Source organism: Comamonas jiangduensis, from assembly GCF_030162955.1.
Lineage (GTDB): Bacteria > Pseudomonadota > Gammaproteobacteria > Burkholderiales > Burkholderiaceae_C > Comamonas > Comamonas jiangduensis.
The window spans coordinates 52,402-67,616 of sequence record NZ_JARXOV010000011.1 but is presented as its reverse complement, the minus strand read 5'-3'; the positions used below and the strand labels follow the sequence as shown (position 1 = coordinate 67,616).

Below are 15,215 nucleotides of genomic sequence, written 5' to 3'. Positions count from 1 at the left end.
ACCCGTATACCCAGTCTTAGCAGTGAGAGCCAGACGCACTGAGGCCACCTGCACCTGTACTTAGCTCTGCAGATTGAACGCCATCAGCCATCACGCAATGCCAGGAGATGGCACATGCCTTGCCAGCATTTTCAGTGCCTTTTCAAATCGATGCGCTACAACGCGTGGGGCGCTTCGGGTATGAACCGCAGCAAAGCGGAGCGGCCTGAGGCGGGCCTGCGCTGTGATGTAACCCGCTTGAAAAAATTCTGAACGCAAGGGCCCAGTGCTTTTCTCCATCCAGACCTCTATCCAATTCATGGCACTCTTTGGCGGGATGTATAGCCAACCAATTACCTACGTCCTGGCAATCTTGCTATCTGTGACTGCAATCCATACGCTTGTATTAAAAAATGAGCTGCTTGCGCTTATCAAACAATGACTTTAAATAGTTTTCTATTCGAAATCTTTGTTCTACAAGCGCCAGCAGCTCATTAATTCATAGCTCACATTTCACAGTGTGCAGGCTCCGGGTACACCACATCCAGCACCTCCAACATGCGCACGCCTGCAGGTGTGGGCAAGGCTACTTCATCCCCAACTTTGGATTTCAGCAGGGCTCGCGCTACGGGGGCAATCCAGCTCACCTGCTGCTTGCTGCTGTCGGCCTCATCAATCCCCATGATGGTGATGGTGCGCTCCACAGCCTCGTCATCGGCATACGTTACCGTGGCACCAAAAAACACCTGTTCGCTGCCGTGGTGCACCGAGGGATCCACCACCTCGGCAATTTCCAGCCGCTTGGTCAGAAAGCGAATACGGCGATCAATTTCACGCAGCCGCTTTTTGCCATACAGGTAGTCGCCATTTTCCGAGCGGTCACCATTGCTGGCCGCCCAGTGCACCACCTCGACGATTTTGGGACGCTCGTTGTCGATCAACTCCAGCAACTCATTTTTAAGCGCCAGATAGCCTTGCGGCGTCATATAGTTTTTGCTGCCCTTGGGAATGGCGGGCAAGCTGGGCAGATCGTCGTCATCGTCTTGCCCATCGGTTTCCTTGGTGAAAGCCTTGTTCATAGGCTGCAATCTTCACACAAAAGCGGCGCTGCAAATCTTTGCAGCACACAAACCAAAAAGTCCTGATACCTTGCGATATCAGGACTTCTAATTGGTGCGGCTGGCAGGAATCGAACCCACGACCCCTTGGTTCGTAGCCAAGTACTCTATCCAGCTGAGCTACAGCCGCTAAGCTACCGATTATAGAGTAAGTAATTACCCTTAATTCCCCAACGATGAAAAATTCTTTTCATCGCAAAAATATGCATCCATGACATCCAGAAAGACAAAAGCCTCAGAGATTTGCATCTCTGAGGCTTGAATCTGGTGCGGCTGGCAGGAATCGAACCCACGACCCCTTGGTTCGTAGCCAAGTACTCTATCCAGCTGAGCTACAGCCGCTAAGCCATCAACAACCGAAGCTGCTGACTGTATCCAATTGCTTGGATGCCCACCTTGCCGTTGACGAATCAAAAAACAAGGCTTTCATAAAAAGAGAAAAGCCCTAGAACTTACGTTCTAGGGCTTCAATCTGGTGCGGCTGGCAGGAATCGAACCCACGACCCCTTGGTTCGTAGCCAAGTACTCTATCCAGCTGAGCTACAGCCGCATTGGCGGAGAGGGTGGGATTCGAACCCACGGTACGTTATTCACGTACGCCTGATTTCGAGTCAGGTACATTCGACCACTCTGCCACCTCTCCGCAGTGTCGAAGCTGCTATTGTAGCAGTGTTTTTGACCGCCTCCGGAAAACCCGGAGTTTTTTAGGCCTGCAGACGCTCCAGACCACCCATGTAGGAGCGCAGCACCTCGGGGATGATCACCGAGCCATCGGCCTGCTGGTAGTTCTCCAGCACGGCGACCAGGCAGCGGCCCACGGCCAGGCCAGAGCCATTGAGCGTGTGCACCAGCTCGTTCTTGCCCTTGGCGTTCTTGAAGCGGGCCTGCATGCGGCGGGCCTGGAAGGCTTCACAGTTGGAGACCGAACTGATTTCGCGGTACTTGCCCTGGCCGGGCAGCCACACTTCCAGGTCATAGGTCTTGGTGGCACCAAAACCCATGTCGCCGGTGCACAGGCTCATGACGCGGTAGGGCAGGCCCAGCTTCTGCAGGATGGCTTCGGCGTGGCCGGTCATCTCTTCCAGCACTTCGTAGCTCTTTTCGGGGTGCACGATCTGCACCATCTCCACCTTGTCAAACTGGTGCTGGCGGATCATGCCGCGCGTGTCGCGGCCGTAGCTGCCGGCTTCCGAACGGAAGCACGGCGTGTGGGCCGTCAGCTTGATGGGCAACTCCGACTCTTGCACAACCACATCGCGCAGGAAGTTGGTCAGGGGTACTTCCGAAGTGGGGATCAGGTACAGCGCCTGGTTGTCCGGCACGGGTTCGCCCTCTTGGCCGCCCTTCTTGGCGGCGAACAGGTCGCCTTCAAACTTGGGCAACTGGCCGGTGCCACGCAGAGAATCGGCGTTCACGGCATAGGGCACGTAGCACTCGGTGTAGCCGTGCTCGCCGGTCTGCACGTCCAGCATGAACTGCGCCAGCGCGCGGTGCAGGCGGGCAATGCCGCCCTTCATGACGGTAAAGCGCGAACCCGACAGCTTCACGCCCATGTCGAAGTCCAGGCCCAGGGGCGTGCCCACGTCCACGTGGTCCTTGACTTCGAAGTCAAAGGTCTTGGGGGTGCCCCAAGTGCGCACGACCACGTTGTCGTCTTCGCTGGCACCCACGGGCACGCTCTCGTGCGGCAGGTTGGGCACGGCCTGGAGCATGGTTTCCAGCTCGGTCTTGATCTGCTCCAGGCGCGCGTCGGACTGCTCGAGTTCAGTCTTGGAGGCGGCCACCTGGGCCTTGGCGGCTTCGGCGCCGTCCTTATCGCCCTTGCCCATCAGCATGCCGATCTGCTTGGACAGCTGATTGCGCTGGGCTTGCAGCTCCTCCGTGCGGGTTTGCAAGGTCTTGCGCTCGGACTCCAGGGCCTGGAAGGCTTCCACATTCAGGAAGGCTTGGGGCTTTTTGCGGGTTTCCAGGCGCGCGATGGCGGAGTCGAGGTCTTTACGAAGAAGGAGGATGTCTAGCATGGTCGCAATTTTAAGGGGGCGGGCCAACACAGGCGCTGGCACCGCAATCTATCCGCCATTGTGCGGCAGTTGGTGTTCAGTTGCAGGCTTTGCTGCCGATAGATAGAAAGCTGCCCCCAAAAACACCAGGATTTTTTCTGCGCTTTGCGCGCACAGACCAAGGAGACTCGCGCATGTTCTATGTCTTTGGCATCAACGGCCCCATGTACCAAGGAGGCGCTGATCGCCTGAGCCACATCACCGCCGTGCGCGGCGTACCACGCCCCAGCGGCCTGCGCGCTGGGGCTTCCGGGGTGGAGGGGCAAGAAGCCCAAATCCGCAATCCGGCCCCTCCACTGTCTGCACGTGCGCAGGGTGCCGTCTCGGCCTATCTGGGCACCGAGCAAGGCCCCAAGGAGGAGCGCCGCCAGCTCTACGTGGTGCGCGATGTGATGACGCGCGGTGCGGTCACCCTCACCCCTGAGCTGCGGGTGGAGCAAGCCTGGCAGCTGCTGGCTACCAAAAAAATTGCCCAAGCCCCGGTGCTGGATGCCCAAGGGATTGTGGTGGGGCTGCTGCTGCGTGCGGACATGGCACCGCTGGCGCTGCTACCCGAGCCCGGCGCGGTGCGCGAGGCAATTGCCCTGGCCAAGCGCCCGGTCAGCGAGGTGATGATTACGCCGGTGCCTACGGTGGCGGAAGACACCGATTTGCGCCGCGTCACCCATGTGCTGCTGGAGACCGGCTTGCCCGGTCTGCCCGTGACCGATGACTTGGGGCACCTGAGTGGCTTTATCAGCCGCACCGATATCTTGCGCGCCGTGGCCAGCGACCCACCGCTGGATTTGTGGAGCTGAGCTGCCCCACCCTGCTACGCAGCACCTATGCTTTAAATAACGCTTTCAATAAAAAAAGAGCGCCTAGCGCTGGCATTTCAAGCACTTCAGATATAAAACATGCTGAGGTACTTAGATACCAAGCGCTAGGCGCTCTTTGTTTTGATGATTACAGATTGGCTTTAAGCGCCGGTTTCGGGTGCCTTGCGCACTTCAATCTCCAGGCCCGTGGCGGGGTCGATCATCTTCAAGCCCTTGGGCAGCGGAAACTTCATGGTTTCCTCCACGCCATCCATCTTGCGCACGGAGACCGCGCCCAGCGCCTTGATGCGGGCGATGACGCCGTTGACCAGCACCTCGGGGGCCGAGGCCCCGGCCGTCAAGCCCACGCGGCTGGCCGATTCGAACCACGCCTGCTGCAGCTCGTCCGCATTGTCCACCATGTAGGCGGGCGTGCCCAGGCGCTGCGCCAGCTCACGCAGGCGATTGCTGTTGGAGCTGGTGGGGCTGCCCACCACGATCACCACGTCCACCTGCGGCGCCAGCACCTTGACGGCATCCTGGCGGTTCTGTGTGGCGTAGCAGATGTCCTGCTGCTTGGGCTCGCGCACATGCGGAAAGCGCGCCTTGATGGCGGCCTTGATGCCGGCAGCGTCGTCCACGCTCAGCGTGGTCTGCGTCACCACGGCCAGCAGCTCGGTCTGCCTGGGCTGGACCTTGGCCACATCGGCTTCGTCTTCCACCAGGTGGATGCCTTCGGACAGCTGGCCCATGGTGCCTTCCACCTCGGGGTGGCCCTTATGGCCGATCATGAGGAACTCATAGCCCTCCTTGGCCAGCTTGGCGACCTCGACGTGCACCTTGGTCACCAGCGGACAGGTCGCATCGAAGATGCTGAAGCCGCGCGCCTGCGCCTCTTCCTGCACCGCCTTGCTCACGCCGTGGGCGCTGAACACCAGGGTGGCGCCCGGGGGCACGTCCGACAGCTCTTCGATGAAGATCGCGCCCTTGTCCTTCAGATCGTTGACCACGAAGGTGTTGTGCACGATTTCGTGGCGCACATAGATCGGGCGGCCAAACTTCTGCAGCGCCCGCTCGACGATCTCGATGGCGCGGTCCACACCGGCGCAAAAGCCCCGGGGCTCGGCCAGCAGGATTTCTTTGGCGTCGACCACCTCAGAGCACCCCGATGATCTGCACTTCGAAGGTCACGGGCTGGCCCGCCAGCGGGTGGCTGAAGTCAAACAGCACGGCGCCGTCTTCGCGCACCTGCACCACCGAGCCGGCGTAGCTGCCCAGCCCGTCGGGCGTGGGGAACTGCACCACGTCACCCGCGGCGTACTGCTCGTGCGGATCGCCCAACTCGTTCAGCAGCTTGCGCGCCACCCACTGCAGCATGTCGGGATTGCGCTCGCCAAAGGCCACGCCGGCGGGCAGCTCGAACGTGGTGTGCGTGCCTTCGGGCAGACCGATCAGTTGCTCCTCGATGGCCGGCGACAGCTCGCCCGTGCCCAGCGACAGCGTGCCGGGCTTTTCCAGGAAGGTGTTGATCACATCACCGGCCGGGCCGGCCAGACGGTAGTGCAACGTCAGGAAGGAGCCCGCTTGTACGGAGGGCACAGAAGTCGTGGTCATAGGCGCGGAATTGGTCATGGAAGTCCCGATAAACTGGCCCACATTGTAGGAAACCGGGCATGCCCCTGTGCCCTTGGCGTCTGTTTATCCGCGTTCAGCACCAAGACCATGGCTTTCAAAGACCTCCCGAACGACCTTCTGCCCCGCGAAAAAATTCTGGCGCGTGGCCCCAACGCCTTGTCCGACGCGGAATTGCTGGCCATTTTGCTGCGCACAGGTCTGGCGGGGTGCGGCGTGCTGCAGCTGGCGCAAGCCATGCTTGATGGGTATGGCGGTCTGGCGGGCCTGCTCAATGCCAGCGCCCAAGACCTTGGTCGCACCAAGGGACTGGGCCCCGCCAAGCGCGCAGAAATGCTGGCAGTGATGGAATTGGCCAAGCGCGCCACCGCCCAGCAACTGCGGGCTCGCGAAGTCTTCTCCAGCCCACAAGCTGTGAAACACTACCTGCAATTGCACCTGGGCCACCGCCCGCATGAGATATTTGCAGTGCTGTTTCTCGACAGCCAAAACCGTTTGATTGCCATGGAAGAAATGTTCAGAGGAAGCTTGAGCCAGACCTCGGTTTACCCCCGAGAAGTCGCACTGCGCGCACTGCACCACCATGCAGCGGCGGTCATCCTCACGCACAACCACCCCAGTGGCAGCGTACAGCCCAGCACGGCCGATCACGCCTTAACGCGCAACCTCAAAAGTGCGCTGGGCTTGCTGGATGTGCAAGTGCTCGATCACATCATCGTGACCCAAGGCGCCAGCCACTCGATGGCCGAAGAAGGGCAGCTGGGATGAGCCAAGCTTTCCGCCACCAAGGCTTGCATGCCTTGGGGGGCGTTGCCAAAGAGCTCAAGCTGCAACGCGAACGCCAAGAAGCCGCAGACCTAGCCCGCAAAGCCGCTGCAGCGGCCGCCGAGCGTGAGCGCAACCTGTTCACGCACTTTGTGGGCGCCGTCACGCCGCTGCCGCGCACGGATCGCATTGCGTTGGAGCAAGTGCCCCCCACGCCCCGCCGCCTGCAGCATGAGCTGGATGAGGAGCGGGTGCTGCGCGAGGCCATGAGTGATGAGTTTGACGTGAGCACCCTGCTGGATGTGGATGACCAGCTCAGCTTCCGGCGCCCCGGCATTGGCCTGGATGTGACGCACAAGCTGCGCGGCGGGCACTGGAGCATCCAGCGTCAGCTGGATCTGCACGGCCTGCGCTCCGATGAAGCACGTGAGGCGCTGGGCCAATTCATTCGCCTGTCGCACCGCACCGGCTTGCGCTGCGTGCGCGTAGTGCATGGCAAAGGGCTGGGTTCACCGGGGCGAACCCCCGTTCTCAAAGCCAAGGTACAGCGCTGGCTGGTGCAGAAAAAAGAAGTGCTGGCCTTTGTGCAAGCGCGCCCCGCCGATGGTGGGGCTGGCGCCTTGGTCGTGCTGCTGCAGCCGGGCAAACGCAAGCTGTACTGAGGGCGCCATTTTTTAATGCCCACGACACCTTCCCACCCACATCTTCCAAACACGGAGTCCCTGTTTGCCATGAGTTTGCTGAATCGACGCCACGCCGTGCTGGCATTGGGTGCTTTTGCCGCCAATCCTGTGCTTCACAGCCAAGCTGCAAACACCACCTGGCCCAGCAAACCTGTGCGCATCATCAATCCTTTCCCGGTGGGCGGAGGCCCCGATGGCACGGCACGCATCGTGGGCGAAAAACTGGCACGCATGTGGAATCAAGCTGTCGTGATTGAAAACCGCCCCGGAGGCAACGGTTTTATTGCGATTGACGCCTTCAAACGTGGGGCGCAAGACGGCACCGACATGGTGCTGCTGGACAACGTGCACCTTGCGGCTTACCCGCATCTGTTTCGCAAACTGCCGTACGACCCTGTGCGTGATTTTCTGGTGCTGGCCCCGCTGTTTCGCACCTTCTTTTTTGTCTGCGTGCCCAACCACAGCCCCTACCGCAGCATGGCTGACTTGATTGCAGACGCCCAAGCGCGCCCCGGCCAGCTCAACTATGGCTCTTGGTCGATTGGCAATGCCGTGCACCTGGGTTCCTTGCAGTTGGCAGCGCTGACCCACACCCGCATGGAGCACATTGTTTTCAAGGAAACCGGCCAGCTCTACCAAAGTGTGGCCAATGGAGAGCTGGACTTTGCACTGGGCTCTTCTGGCACCGCAGGCCCACTGGCACGCGCTGGCAAGCTACGATTTTTGGCGGTGATGGCACCACAGCGCTTGCAAGGCTTTGAAGACATTCCTACCGTGGCTGAGTCCGGAGGCCCCGCCCAAGCGATTGTGACGGGGTGGAATGCACTGGCAGTTTCACCCCACACACCATCCTCGACCGTCACACAACTGCGGCGGGATCTCACCACCACCCTGCGTGAGCCCGACATACAGCCCAAGTTTCAAACTTTTGGCTATGAGCATTACTTCCCTACGCCCGCAGAATTTCAGCAGTTCATCCGCGCTGAAAGCCGGCGCTTTGGCTCCGTCATTGCCGCTGCTGACATTCAGCTCTGAAACGCACCTCGCGCTCGCGCAGCGTCAGGCTCACTAAAAATAAAGGGCAAGCACAAGAATGTGCTTGCCCCCAATCCATGTGCTTTCTACTTCATCCAGCAGCGATCAGCTGTGCATCCTGAACCTCAGAAGACGGGCGCATGAACCCAGTGCCCGAAGGGCTGTGTTTTTCGTCGTTATTCCAATATTTAAGGCTGCTTTGTCGACACCTCAGAGGCGGCAGTCTGTGCAGCATCCGCCTCAGCAGCCTTGGTCTGCGCTGCGGCCTGCCTTTGCTGCAGGTAGCGCTGGTACTCGGGGCTTTGTGCCGCATCGCTGTAGCCGGACGGATGGGGCACAAAGGTCATGCCTGACGCATGCCACTGCTGCAAATCTTCCAGCACCTGTTCACGGGTCAGTCCTTGCGTTGCAGTGTTTGCAGCAGCGTCATTGTGGGCTTGGGCCACAGCACTCACACCCAAGGCCAGCGCTGCACAGGCCAAAGTTCGGTAATATATGGACATGGTTAACTCCTTCTCTGTCACCAGCAGGCACCGGATAGACCGATACCGGCCGCACTTCATGGGGAAGGAGTGTCCACCTTAGCGGCCGGGAATGTCTGTGCGTTTTCTCACTTTTGCCAGGCAAAATCCCGTTTCAGCAAAGCCTGTCGACTGCGATTACTGGGCCTCGGCCAACGCGATCAAACCATCCACATTGATCAGCGCAATATTGCGCCCCTGTCTTTGCAGCAGCCCGAGCCGTACCAAGCGAGACATTTCACGCGCTACTTCTTCGCGGCTGGTTCCTAAGTACGCAGCCAAACTGGCCTGCGTAGGGCTGGGGGCCAGCACCACTTGGTTGTTACGTATGCCTTGGCGTTGCGCCAGGGCTAGCAAGCGCATATGCAAGCGGCTGCGCACATTGAGTGTGCCCATCTCCACGACGCGATTGACCAGTTGCCACAGCAAATTGGTCACGTTGTTCACAATGCCCAAAACCGCGCTGACATCGGTCACCAGCCACTCTTGGGTAGATACCTTGTCCATCACCACCAGCAAGGTCGGCTCTGCCGCCACCAGAGACATCCCTGGCGGAATGGATGCGCACAGCAAAATATTGCCAAACATTTGCCCCGGCAGCAGCTCTCCCAGCAACAGCTCTTTGCCCTGCACATTCGTGCACAACACCTGCAGCTGCCCCGACAAGATGACATGCACACGTGCATCGCAAAAAGGCTCTTTCACCTCTTGCCCTTTGTCCAGTGAGCTCCAGCGCATCTGCTGCGCCAACCACGTCAAACGCTCAGTATCCAGATGTGCAAAAGCAGGCACTGCACGCAACAACTGCCAAGACGCGGGCTGTGAAGAGGTGGACATGGCTTAAGACTTTGCAGCGCTGCGCTGCTTTTAGGAGTTGGCTGCGCAAGCGCGCAAAGGCAAACCCCGCATCGGGCGGCCATAAATGCGCTCCACGCGGGCCTCCAGGGGCGGGTGGGCATCCAGCCAGTGCTCCAGCTTACTGCTGTCTGGGGTTTCAGCCAGCAGCATGTGCTGCACCAGCGGGTGGTTCGGCCCAGCATGGCTGCGCGCATCACCACGCCAGCCGCCCCGAAACTGTGCAGCGGCCTGGCGCTGCGTCATCACTTTGCGCAGCACGCCGCCCAATGCATCACGGCTGCGCGTCCATTGCACCGCGCGCGCATCGGCCAGGTATTCACGCTGGCGCGAGACTGCTGCTTTGAGCAAACGCCCACTGCACCACCCAACAAAGCCTGCCGCCATGACCACAGTACCAAACCACCAGGCCAGGCCACCGCGCTCGCGCACCGTGTCACCAAAGTTGTAAACCAGCTCCAAGCCGCTGACCATGCCCGCCAATTGCATATTCAACAGGGTGTCGCCTTCTTTGAGGTGCGACAGCTCATGCGCCACCAGCCCCTGCATTTCATCGCGCGTGAGATAGTCCAGTGCCCCTTGGGTCACCGCCACAATCGCGTCGTCCTGCGTCCACCCGGCAGCGAAAGCATTGATGGCATCGGTGCGCGCCAAGACCACCACTTGTGGGGGCTGCATCTGGGCAGCGACGCACATTTCTTGAACAATGTTGCACAGTTGCTGCTCTGCCTGCCCCTGCGTGGGGCGCGCCTGCCGGGCACCAATGCGCTGCGCCAATTTCTGGCCCCCTTGGCTCAGCTCTTCGCGGGTAAGCCACCAACCACCCAAAATCAGCAACAAGGTCACACCCACATTGGTCAAGACAAAACCTTTGGGATAGTCCATGCCGGCGTGCGAAAACAGCAGCCACCACGCCAACGTCAAGCCGCCATGCACCGCGGCCAGCGACACCAGCACACACCCCGCAAAAAGCAGCAGCAACCAGCGCGTGGTGCGACGCGCATCGGCTTGCCAATCCCAAAAACGCATGGATTACAACCGTTTCTTGGGCTGTACTTAAAACCGCACCTGGGGTGCAGTACGCTCTTGCGCGCTGGTGGTGGACTCCAGCATGCCCATGTGAGCAAATCCCAGCAACCTTGCCACGATCAGGTCCGGGAACTGGCTGGCTCGGTCATTGAACGCCAGCACTTGGTCGTTAAAGGCTTGGCGGGCAAAACCAATGCGGTTTTCGGTGCTCGCAATTTCTTCGCTCAGGCTTTGCATTTGCGCATCTGCCTTGAGGTCCGGGTACGCCTCTACCGTCATCATCAACCGCCCCAAATCACCACCCAGGGCCTGCTCTGCCGCAGAAAAAGCGGCCAAGGCTTTGCCATCGCGGACATGGCTGCGCAAGGCATCGCTGGCAGCCACCGCCTGATTGCGGGCGCGCGTTACAGCCTCCAAGGTGCTGGCCTCATGCTGCATATAGCCGCGCGCAACTTCGACCAGGTTGGGAATCAAGTCATAGCGGCGCTTGAGTTGTACATCAATCTGTGCAAACGCGTTTTCCACCTGATTTTTTTGGGTGCGCAGGCGGTTGTAGACCCCCACCGCCCACAGCGCGATGACCACCACCAGCCCCAGCACGATATATGCAGCCATTTTCACCCACCCTCTATTGCTATAGATGCCTGCATCATACCGAGCGCATGAGGCACACCCTAGGGCGTTGCAAGTGCTGTTTTAGCCCACCGTCACAGGGCCGTGGTTGATGGCGCTGAGCGCCTCATTCACCGCAAAGATCTTGGCGCGCAAATTGCGCACACCCGCCTGCGTCAGGCGTGCCGTATGCATGTGCAGGTATTGCTGCGCGTGGGCATGGGTATCAAACAGATAAACGCCTCCGGCCTGCTTGTGGTCAGGGTCTTCGGTCCAGATTTTCCACAGCATGCCGGGTTCTTGGTTGATGCTGTGGGCCAAGCCGTCAAAGGCTTGCACCATGGCCTCACCGTAAGGGCCATCCATTTCAAAATCGACTTGCAGCAAAAAAGGCATGACGCTGTCCTTGTTGAAAACAAACTCAAAACCAACAAGCCTCCACCATACCGGCGAAGGCTTGTCCGCGTGCGCTACAAGCGCTTGCCTGATGGCTTACACGCCTTTGTTGCGCATCCAGTCGGCAGTTTGCATAAAGCTGTTTTTCAGGCGCTCGCGCAAGGCGGGCGGCACCTCGGTTTCGGCCATGGCTTGGTCCATGCAGGCCACCCATTGGTCGCGCTCCAAAATACCAATCGAAAAAGGCATGTGGCGCATGCGCAAGCGCGGATGGCCAAAGCGCTCTACGTAATGGTCAGGGCCGCCCAGCCAGCCGCACAAAAACCAGAACAGTTTTTGGCGCGCATCTTCCAGCGTGCTGCCATGGCTGGCACGCAGCGCGGCATAACCGGGTTCCAGATCCATCAGGTCGTAAAAGCGGTCTACCAAACGGCGCACGGGCTCTTCCCCGCCGATCCATTCAAACGGGGTATCGAAAGGGGGCTTTTCTTCAATCTGCATGCTTCGCTCTGCACAAAATGCCTGCGACATGCGCAGGCGTCACACCACACAAAACGGTGAGTGTGCCAGCCGTGCAAAGCAGTGCGTTGCCCCAAGGTTAAAAACGCGGCATCGCTGTTGATTTCAGGCGCGGCGCTTTTTGTCCTCGTGCAGCGTCTGGCAGGCAATGCAGCGCTTGGCCGAAGGGAACGCCTGCAGCCGCGCCAAGGCAATGCCTTTGCCGCAATCCATGCATTCACCGTAGCTGCCGTCTTCCATGCGCAGCAAGGCAGCACGCACGTCTTTGAGCTCTTGCTGATCGCGCATTTGCTCTGCGTGGCGTACCTCGCGGTCCGAGGTATCGCGGCTCTGGTTGGCATCCGGCTCAGGCGGCAAATCTTCGGTGTCGTGTACGCTTTGCGCCTGTTCACTGCGGGCAGTGTCCAGCTCTTGCAGCAGTTGCTGCGCACGCTGCTGCAAATGGGTTTTCAGGGCTTGGAGATGGGTTTTGGTGATGGTGCTCATGCGTTAAGCATGCGCCGGCCCATGCGGACTGGCAAGAGGGTTGCAATGGGCGGGTCGCACATATCCGCGTTCGTCTGACACAACGCAGCCCACACACTGTTTTTCTAAAAAATGAGCTACTAGCGCCTGATAGTGAATAGCTTCGGATATAAAACTATCTGAAGCCATTCATCTGCATACGCTAGCAGCTATCTTTTTTACTCAGCCGCAGAGCGCAAGGTATGCATGACCGGCCGCTGCAACACTTCGCGCAGGCCCCACCAGCCAGCCAGCAACGCCAGCACAGCGCCCGTCAAAGCGCCTGCCACGGGCACCCACCAGGCCGCCGTCCAGGCAAACTCAAACACCCAGCGGGCCAAGGCCCAGCCGACCGCCATGGCCACCGCGCTGGCCAAAAAGCCGGCCAGCAAGCCCACACCGGCCAGTTCGGCCCGCTGCACCTGGCGCAGCAAGCGGCCTTGGGCGCCCATGGCGCGCATGATGGCGTATTCGCGGGCGCGTTCTTCGCGCGTGGCCGTGACCGCAGCAAACAGCACCACCAGCCCCGCTGCCAGCGTGAAGGCGAACAAAAACTCCACGGCGCGAATCACCTGATCGAGCACGCGCTGCACCTGGGCAATGGTGCTGTCCATGTCCACATTCGTCACATTGGGGAAGGCGCGCAGCAAGCCGTTGTCAAAGCCCGCTTGGGTGGGGGCACGGTAGGCCGCCATGTAGGTCGCGGGCACATCGGGCAACTGCGCCACGGGGAACATGATGAAGAAGTTGGCGCGCATGCTGCCCCAGTCCACCTTGCGCAAACTGGTGATACGGGCGCTGTGGCGAATGCCGCCCACATCAAACACCAGTGCATCACCCAGCTTCAGGCCCAAGGTTTCGGCAATACCTTCTTCGACGCTGGCGCCATCGGCTTCACCCGGCACCCAGGCGCCCGCTGTCACGCGGTTTTTATCGGGCATGTGCTCGGCGTTGGAGAGGTTGAACTCCCGATCCACCATGCGCTGTGCGCGGTCGTCGGCATAGTCGTCCGGGCTGATTGCGCGGCCATTCACCTCCACCAGACGCCCGCGAATCATGGGGTACCAGTCATACTGGCTCACACCTGCTGCCCGCAAATGGCTCTGAAATGCATCCGCTTGATCCGGCATGATGTTGATGACAAAACGGTTGGTGGCATCGGCAGGCGTGGCTTGGCGCCAACTGCTCACCAAGTCCGTGCGCAGCAACACCAGCAGCACCAGCGCCAGCAGCCCCACCGCCAAGCTGCTGACCTGCACCACGGCATAGCCAGGGCGTGCTGCCAGTTGGCGTGTGGCCAAAATCAGCCAACGCGGTGCAGTGTTTTCTTGCACCACACGGCGCAGCAGTTTGACTGCCAGCCACGCCATGGCCGCAAACAACAGCGTGGCCACAGCAAAGCCCCCCACGGCAATGCCGCCCAGCTTGGCATCGCGGCTCACCGCCATCAGCAGCGCGGCAAAACCCAGCACCCCCACCAGCAGCACACCGGCAGACATGGGCTTGATGGCCCCCACATCGCGGCGCAGCACGCGCAGCGGCGGCACTTGTGCCAGTTGCAGCACGGGCGGCAGACCAAAGGCCAGCAGCAGTGTCATGCCCATGCCCACGCCAAAACCCACAGGCCACAGATTGGGCGGCGGCAGCCCATCGGCCACCAAGCCCGCCAGCAGCCAGACAAAACCGTGGTGAACGCCCCAGCCCAGAATCACGCCCAGCACACTGCCAAACAGGCCAACCAGCGCAAACTCCAGCACATAGGCGCAGGCAATGCTGCGCTGGGGCTGCCCCAGCACTCGCAGCATGGCGGCAGCATCCAGATGGCGCTGGGCAAAGGCACGCGCGGCCAAGGCCACGGCCACCGCAGACAACAGCGCTGCCAGCAACGCTACCAAGCTCAAAAATTTCTCACCGCGCTCCAGCGTGCGGCGCATCTCGGGGCTGCCGTTTTCCAGGGATTCCACCCGGCGCCCGCCACGGCCGTGCTCACCCACCTGCGCTTTGGCCCAGGCTTCATAACGCGCCAGCGCCCGGGCATCGTCACCAGCCACCGCCAAACGCCAGGTGATGCGGCTGGCCGGCTGCACCAAGCCCGTTGCATCCAAATCCTGCTGGTTGATCATCACGCGCGGGGCAAAGCTCATAAAGCCCGCGCCGCGATCGGGCTCGGCCGTAATCAGCCGGTCAATGCGCAAACTGGCGTCGCCCAGCAGCAAGGTGTCGCCCACTTGCAGCTCCAGTCCGGAGAGCAAGGCCGCATCCACCCACGCGTTACCGGGGGCGGGAATGGCATCAGTACTGGCATCCGGCTGGCCCACGCCTTGCGACACGTGCAGCGTGCCGCGCAGCGGGTAGCCGCCCTCAACCACTTTCAGCGCCACCAAGCGGGCATTGCCACCACGCTCATCGGTGCCGCGCCCCATGGTGGGAAAGACCAGCGTGGTCACATGGCGCAGACCCTCTTGCTGCGCCTGCTGCACAAAGCTTTGCAAATTGCCATCGTTGCTGGCAATCACCACATCACCGCCCAGCAACTGGCGTGCATCGCGCTCCAACCCGGCTTCCAAGCGGTTGGCAAAAAACGCCACCGACGTCAGCGCCGCCACGGCCAGCGTGACGGCCAGCCACAACAGGCGCAACTCACCCGCACGCGCATCGCGCCACAGTGTGCGCCACCCTAATTTCCAAAAGCTCATCGTCATGCTGTGCA

General features: G+C 60.5%; 16 protein-coding genes and 4 tRNA genes. 4 read left to right on the top strand and 16 right to left on the bottom strand.

The genetic code is table 11. The annotated features are described in order from the left end of the window. Nucleotides 1-485 precede the first annotated feature (485 nt). The 6 genes from greB to serS all read right to left on the bottom strand — a co-directional run bounded on the left by greB (nucleotide 486) and on the right by serS (nucleotide 3,118). A complete protein-coding gene (gene greB / locus QEP12_RS10250; RefSeq protein WP_284214157.1) occupies nucleotides 486-1,058 on the bottom strand; it encodes a transcription elongation factor GreB in 573 nt (190 codons plus the stop codon). Between the two features lie 92 nt (nucleotides 1,059-1,150). Beyond that, nucleotides 1,151-1,227 (bottom strand) — tRNA-Arg (locus QEP12_RS10245). 135 nt (nucleotides 1,228-1,362) lie between these two features. Next, a tRNA-Arg gene (locus tag QEP12_RS10240) sits at nucleotides 1,363-1,439 on the bottom strand. A 131-nt stretch (nucleotides 1,440-1,570) separates the two neighbouring features. Beyond that, nucleotides 1,571-1,647: transfer RNA gene (locus QEP12_RS10235), tRNA-Arg, on the bottom strand. Between the two features lie 2 nt (nucleotides 1,648-1,649). After that, nucleotides 1,650-1,740: transfer RNA gene (locus QEP12_RS10230), tRNA-Ser, on the bottom strand. 61 nt (nucleotides 1,741-1,801) lie between these two features. Continuing rightward, on the bottom strand, nucleotides 1,802-3,118 hold the full coding sequence (gene serS, locus QEP12_RS10225; RefSeq protein ID WP_284214156.1) for a serine--tRNA ligase: 1,317 nt from the start codon (nucleotides 3,116-3,118) through the stop codon (nucleotides 1,802-1,804). Nucleotides 3,119-3,291: 173 nt separating this feature from the next. Here serS and QEP12_RS10220 point away from each other — a divergent pair, with 173 nt between their 5' ends. Continuing rightward, nucleotides 3,292-3,954, top strand: coding sequence for a CBS domain-containing protein (locus tag QEP12_RS10220; protein WP_284214155.1), 663 nt, complete (start codon nucleotides 3,292-3,294; stop codon nucleotides 3,952-3,954). A gap of 161 nt (nucleotides 3,955-4,115) precedes the next feature. Here QEP12_RS10220 and ispH read toward each other — a convergent pair whose 3' ends face one another. After that, a complete protein-coding gene (ispH, locus tag QEP12_RS10215) occupies nucleotides 4,116-5,108 on the bottom strand; it encodes a 4-hydroxy-3-methylbut-2-enyl diphosphate reductase (protein ID WP_042417257.1) in 993 nt (330 codons plus the stop codon). 1 nt (nucleotide 5,109) lies between these two features. Continuing rightward, the gene (locus QEP12_RS10210) at nucleotides 5,110-5,586 is read right to left on the bottom strand and encodes an FKBP-type peptidyl-prolyl cis-trans isomerase (protein WP_174862934.1); all 477 of its coding nucleotides are present in this window, start codon (nucleotides 5,584-5,586) and stop codon (nucleotides 5,110-5,112) included. A gap of 90 nt (nucleotides 5,587-5,676) precedes the next feature. Between QEP12_RS10210 and radC the strand changes: the two genes are divergently transcribed. The 3 genes from radC to QEP12_RS10195 all read left to right on the top strand — a co-directional run bounded on the left by radC (nucleotide 5,677) and on the right by QEP12_RS10195 (nucleotide 8,069). Then, nucleotides 5,677-6,354, top strand: coding sequence for a RadC family protein (radC, locus tag QEP12_RS10205; protein ID WP_174862933.1), 678 nt, complete (start codon nucleotides 5,677-5,679; stop codon nucleotides 6,352-6,354). After that, nucleotides 6,351-7,013: a Smr/MutS family protein gene (locus tag QEP12_RS10200; RefSeq protein ID WP_174862932.1), complete on the top strand. Its 663-nt coding sequence runs from the start codon at nucleotides 6,351-6,353 to the stop codon at nucleotides 7,011-7,013. Before radC ends, QEP12_RS10200 begins: the two co-directional genes overlap by 4 nt. 69 nt (nucleotides 7,014-7,082) lie before the next feature. Continuing rightward, nucleotides 7,083-8,069, top strand: a complete 987-nt coding sequence (locus tag QEP12_RS10195; RefSeq protein ID WP_174862931.1) for a Bug family tripartite tricarboxylate transporter substrate binding protein — start codon at nucleotides 7,083-7,085, stop codon at nucleotides 8,067-8,069. 188 nt (nucleotides 8,070-8,257) lie between these two features. Here the strand turns inward: QEP12_RS10195 and QEP12_RS10190 are convergent, their stop codons facing one another. From QEP12_RS10190 to QEP12_RS10155, 8 genes are all read right to left on the bottom strand, one after another. Further along, nucleotides 8,258-8,572: a DUF4148 domain-containing protein gene (locus QEP12_RS10190; protein WP_284214154.1), complete on the bottom strand. Its 315-nt coding sequence runs from the start codon at nucleotides 8,570-8,572 to the stop codon at nucleotides 8,258-8,260. Between the two features lie 156 nt (nucleotides 8,573-8,728). Then, nucleotides 8,729-9,427, bottom strand: coding sequence for a Crp/Fnr family transcriptional regulator (locus QEP12_RS10185; RefSeq protein ID WP_174862929.1), 699 nt, complete (start codon nucleotides 9,425-9,427; stop codon nucleotides 8,729-8,731). Nucleotides 9,428-9,457: 30 nt separating this feature from the next. Further along, nucleotides 9,458-10,474, bottom strand: coding sequence for a M48 family metalloprotease (locus QEP12_RS10180; RefSeq protein ID WP_284214153.1), 1,017 nt, complete (start codon nucleotides 10,472-10,474; stop codon nucleotides 9,458-9,460). Nucleotides 10,475-10,501: 27 nt separating this feature from the next. After that, complete coding sequence (locus QEP12_RS10175) at nucleotides 10,502-11,089, bottom strand: LemA family protein (protein WP_284214152.1); 588 nt, start codon at nucleotides 11,087-11,089, stop codon at nucleotides 10,502-10,504. Nucleotides 11,090-11,170: 81 nt separating this feature from the next. Then, complete coding sequence (locus QEP12_RS10170) at nucleotides 11,171-11,482, bottom strand: monooxygenase (protein WP_284214151.1); 312 nt, start codon at nucleotides 11,480-11,482, stop codon at nucleotides 11,171-11,173. A gap of 96 nt (nucleotides 11,483-11,578) precedes the next feature. Further along, nucleotides 11,579-11,983, bottom strand: coding sequence for a group II truncated hemoglobin (locus QEP12_RS10165; RefSeq protein ID WP_174863922.1), 405 nt, complete (start codon nucleotides 11,981-11,983; stop codon nucleotides 11,579-11,581). Nucleotides 11,984-12,106: 123 nt separating this feature from the next. Further along, on the bottom strand, nucleotides 12,107-12,487 hold the full coding sequence (locus QEP12_RS10160) for a TraR/DksA family transcriptional regulator (RefSeq protein WP_174863920.1): 381 nt from the start codon (nucleotides 12,485-12,487) through the stop codon (nucleotides 12,107-12,109). Between the two features lie 197 nt (nucleotides 12,488-12,684). Continuing rightward, entirely contained in the window at nucleotides 12,685-15,207 is a 2,523-nt protein-coding gene (locus QEP12_RS10155) for an ABC transporter permease (RefSeq protein ID WP_284214150.1), read from the bottom strand. Nucleotides 15,208-15,215: the final 8 nt, after the last annotated feature.

What these genes read in the sequence shown, in the direction of transcription:
- greB (WP_284214157.1), bottom strand. Translation starts at nt 1,058, where the DNA reads ATGAACAAGGCTTTCACCAAGGAAACCGATGGGCAAGACGATGACGAC.
- serS (WP_284214156.1), bottom strand. Translation starts at nt 3,118, where the DNA reads ATGCTAGACATCCTCCTTCTTCGTAAAGACCTCGACTCCGCCATCGCG.
- QEP12_RS10220 (WP_284214155.1), top strand. Translation starts at nt 3,292, where the DNA reads ATGTTCTATGTCTTTGGCATCAACGGCCCCATGTACCAAGGAGGCGCT.
- QEP12_RS10210 (WP_174862934.1), bottom strand. Translation starts at nt 5,586, where the DNA reads ATGACCAATTCCGCGCCTATGACCACGACTTCTGTGCCCTCCGTACAA.
- radC (WP_174862933.1), top strand. Translation starts at nt 5,677, where the DNA reads ATGGCTTTCAAAGACCTCCCGAACGACCTTCTGCCCCGCGAAAAAATT.
- QEP12_RS10200 (WP_174862932.1), top strand. Translation starts at nt 6,351, where the DNA reads ATGAGCCAAGCTTTCCGCCACCAAGGCTTGCATGCCTTGGGGGGCGTT.
- QEP12_RS10195 (WP_174862931.1), top strand. Translation starts at nt 7,083, where the DNA reads ATGAGTTTGCTGAATCGACGCCACGCCGTGCTGGCATTGGGTGCTTTT.
- QEP12_RS10190 (WP_284214154.1), bottom strand. Translation starts at nt 8,572, where the DNA reads ATGTCCATATATTACCGAACTTTGGCCTGTGCAGCGCTGGCCTTGGGT.
- QEP12_RS10185 (WP_174862929.1), bottom strand. Translation starts at nt 9,427, where the DNA reads ATGTCCACCTCTTCACAGCCCGCGTCTTGGCAGTTGTTGCGTGCAGTG.
- QEP12_RS10180 (WP_284214153.1), bottom strand. Translation starts at nt 10,474, where the DNA reads ATGCGTTTTTGGGATTGGCAAGCCGATGCGCGTCGCACCACGCGCTGG.
- QEP12_RS10175 (WP_284214152.1), bottom strand. Translation starts at nt 11,089, where the DNA reads ATGGCTGCATATATCGTGCTGGGGCTGGTGGTGGTCATCGCGCTGTGG.
- QEP12_RS10170 (WP_284214151.1), bottom strand. Translation starts at nt 11,482, where the DNA reads ATGCCTTTTTTGCTGCAAGTCGATTTTGAAATGGATGGCCCTTACGGT.
- QEP12_RS10165 (WP_174863922.1), bottom strand. Translation starts at nt 11,983, where the DNA reads ATGCAGATTGAAGAAAAGCCCCCTTTCGATACCCCGTTTGAATGGATC.
- QEP12_RS10160 (WP_174863920.1), bottom strand. Translation starts at nt 12,487, where the DNA reads ATGAGCACCATCACCAAAACCCATCTCCAAGCCCTGAAAACCCATTTG.
- QEP12_RS10155 (WP_284214150.1), bottom strand. Translation starts at nt 15,207, where the DNA reads ATGACGATGAGCTTTTGGAAATTAGGGTGGCGCACACTGTGGCGCGAT.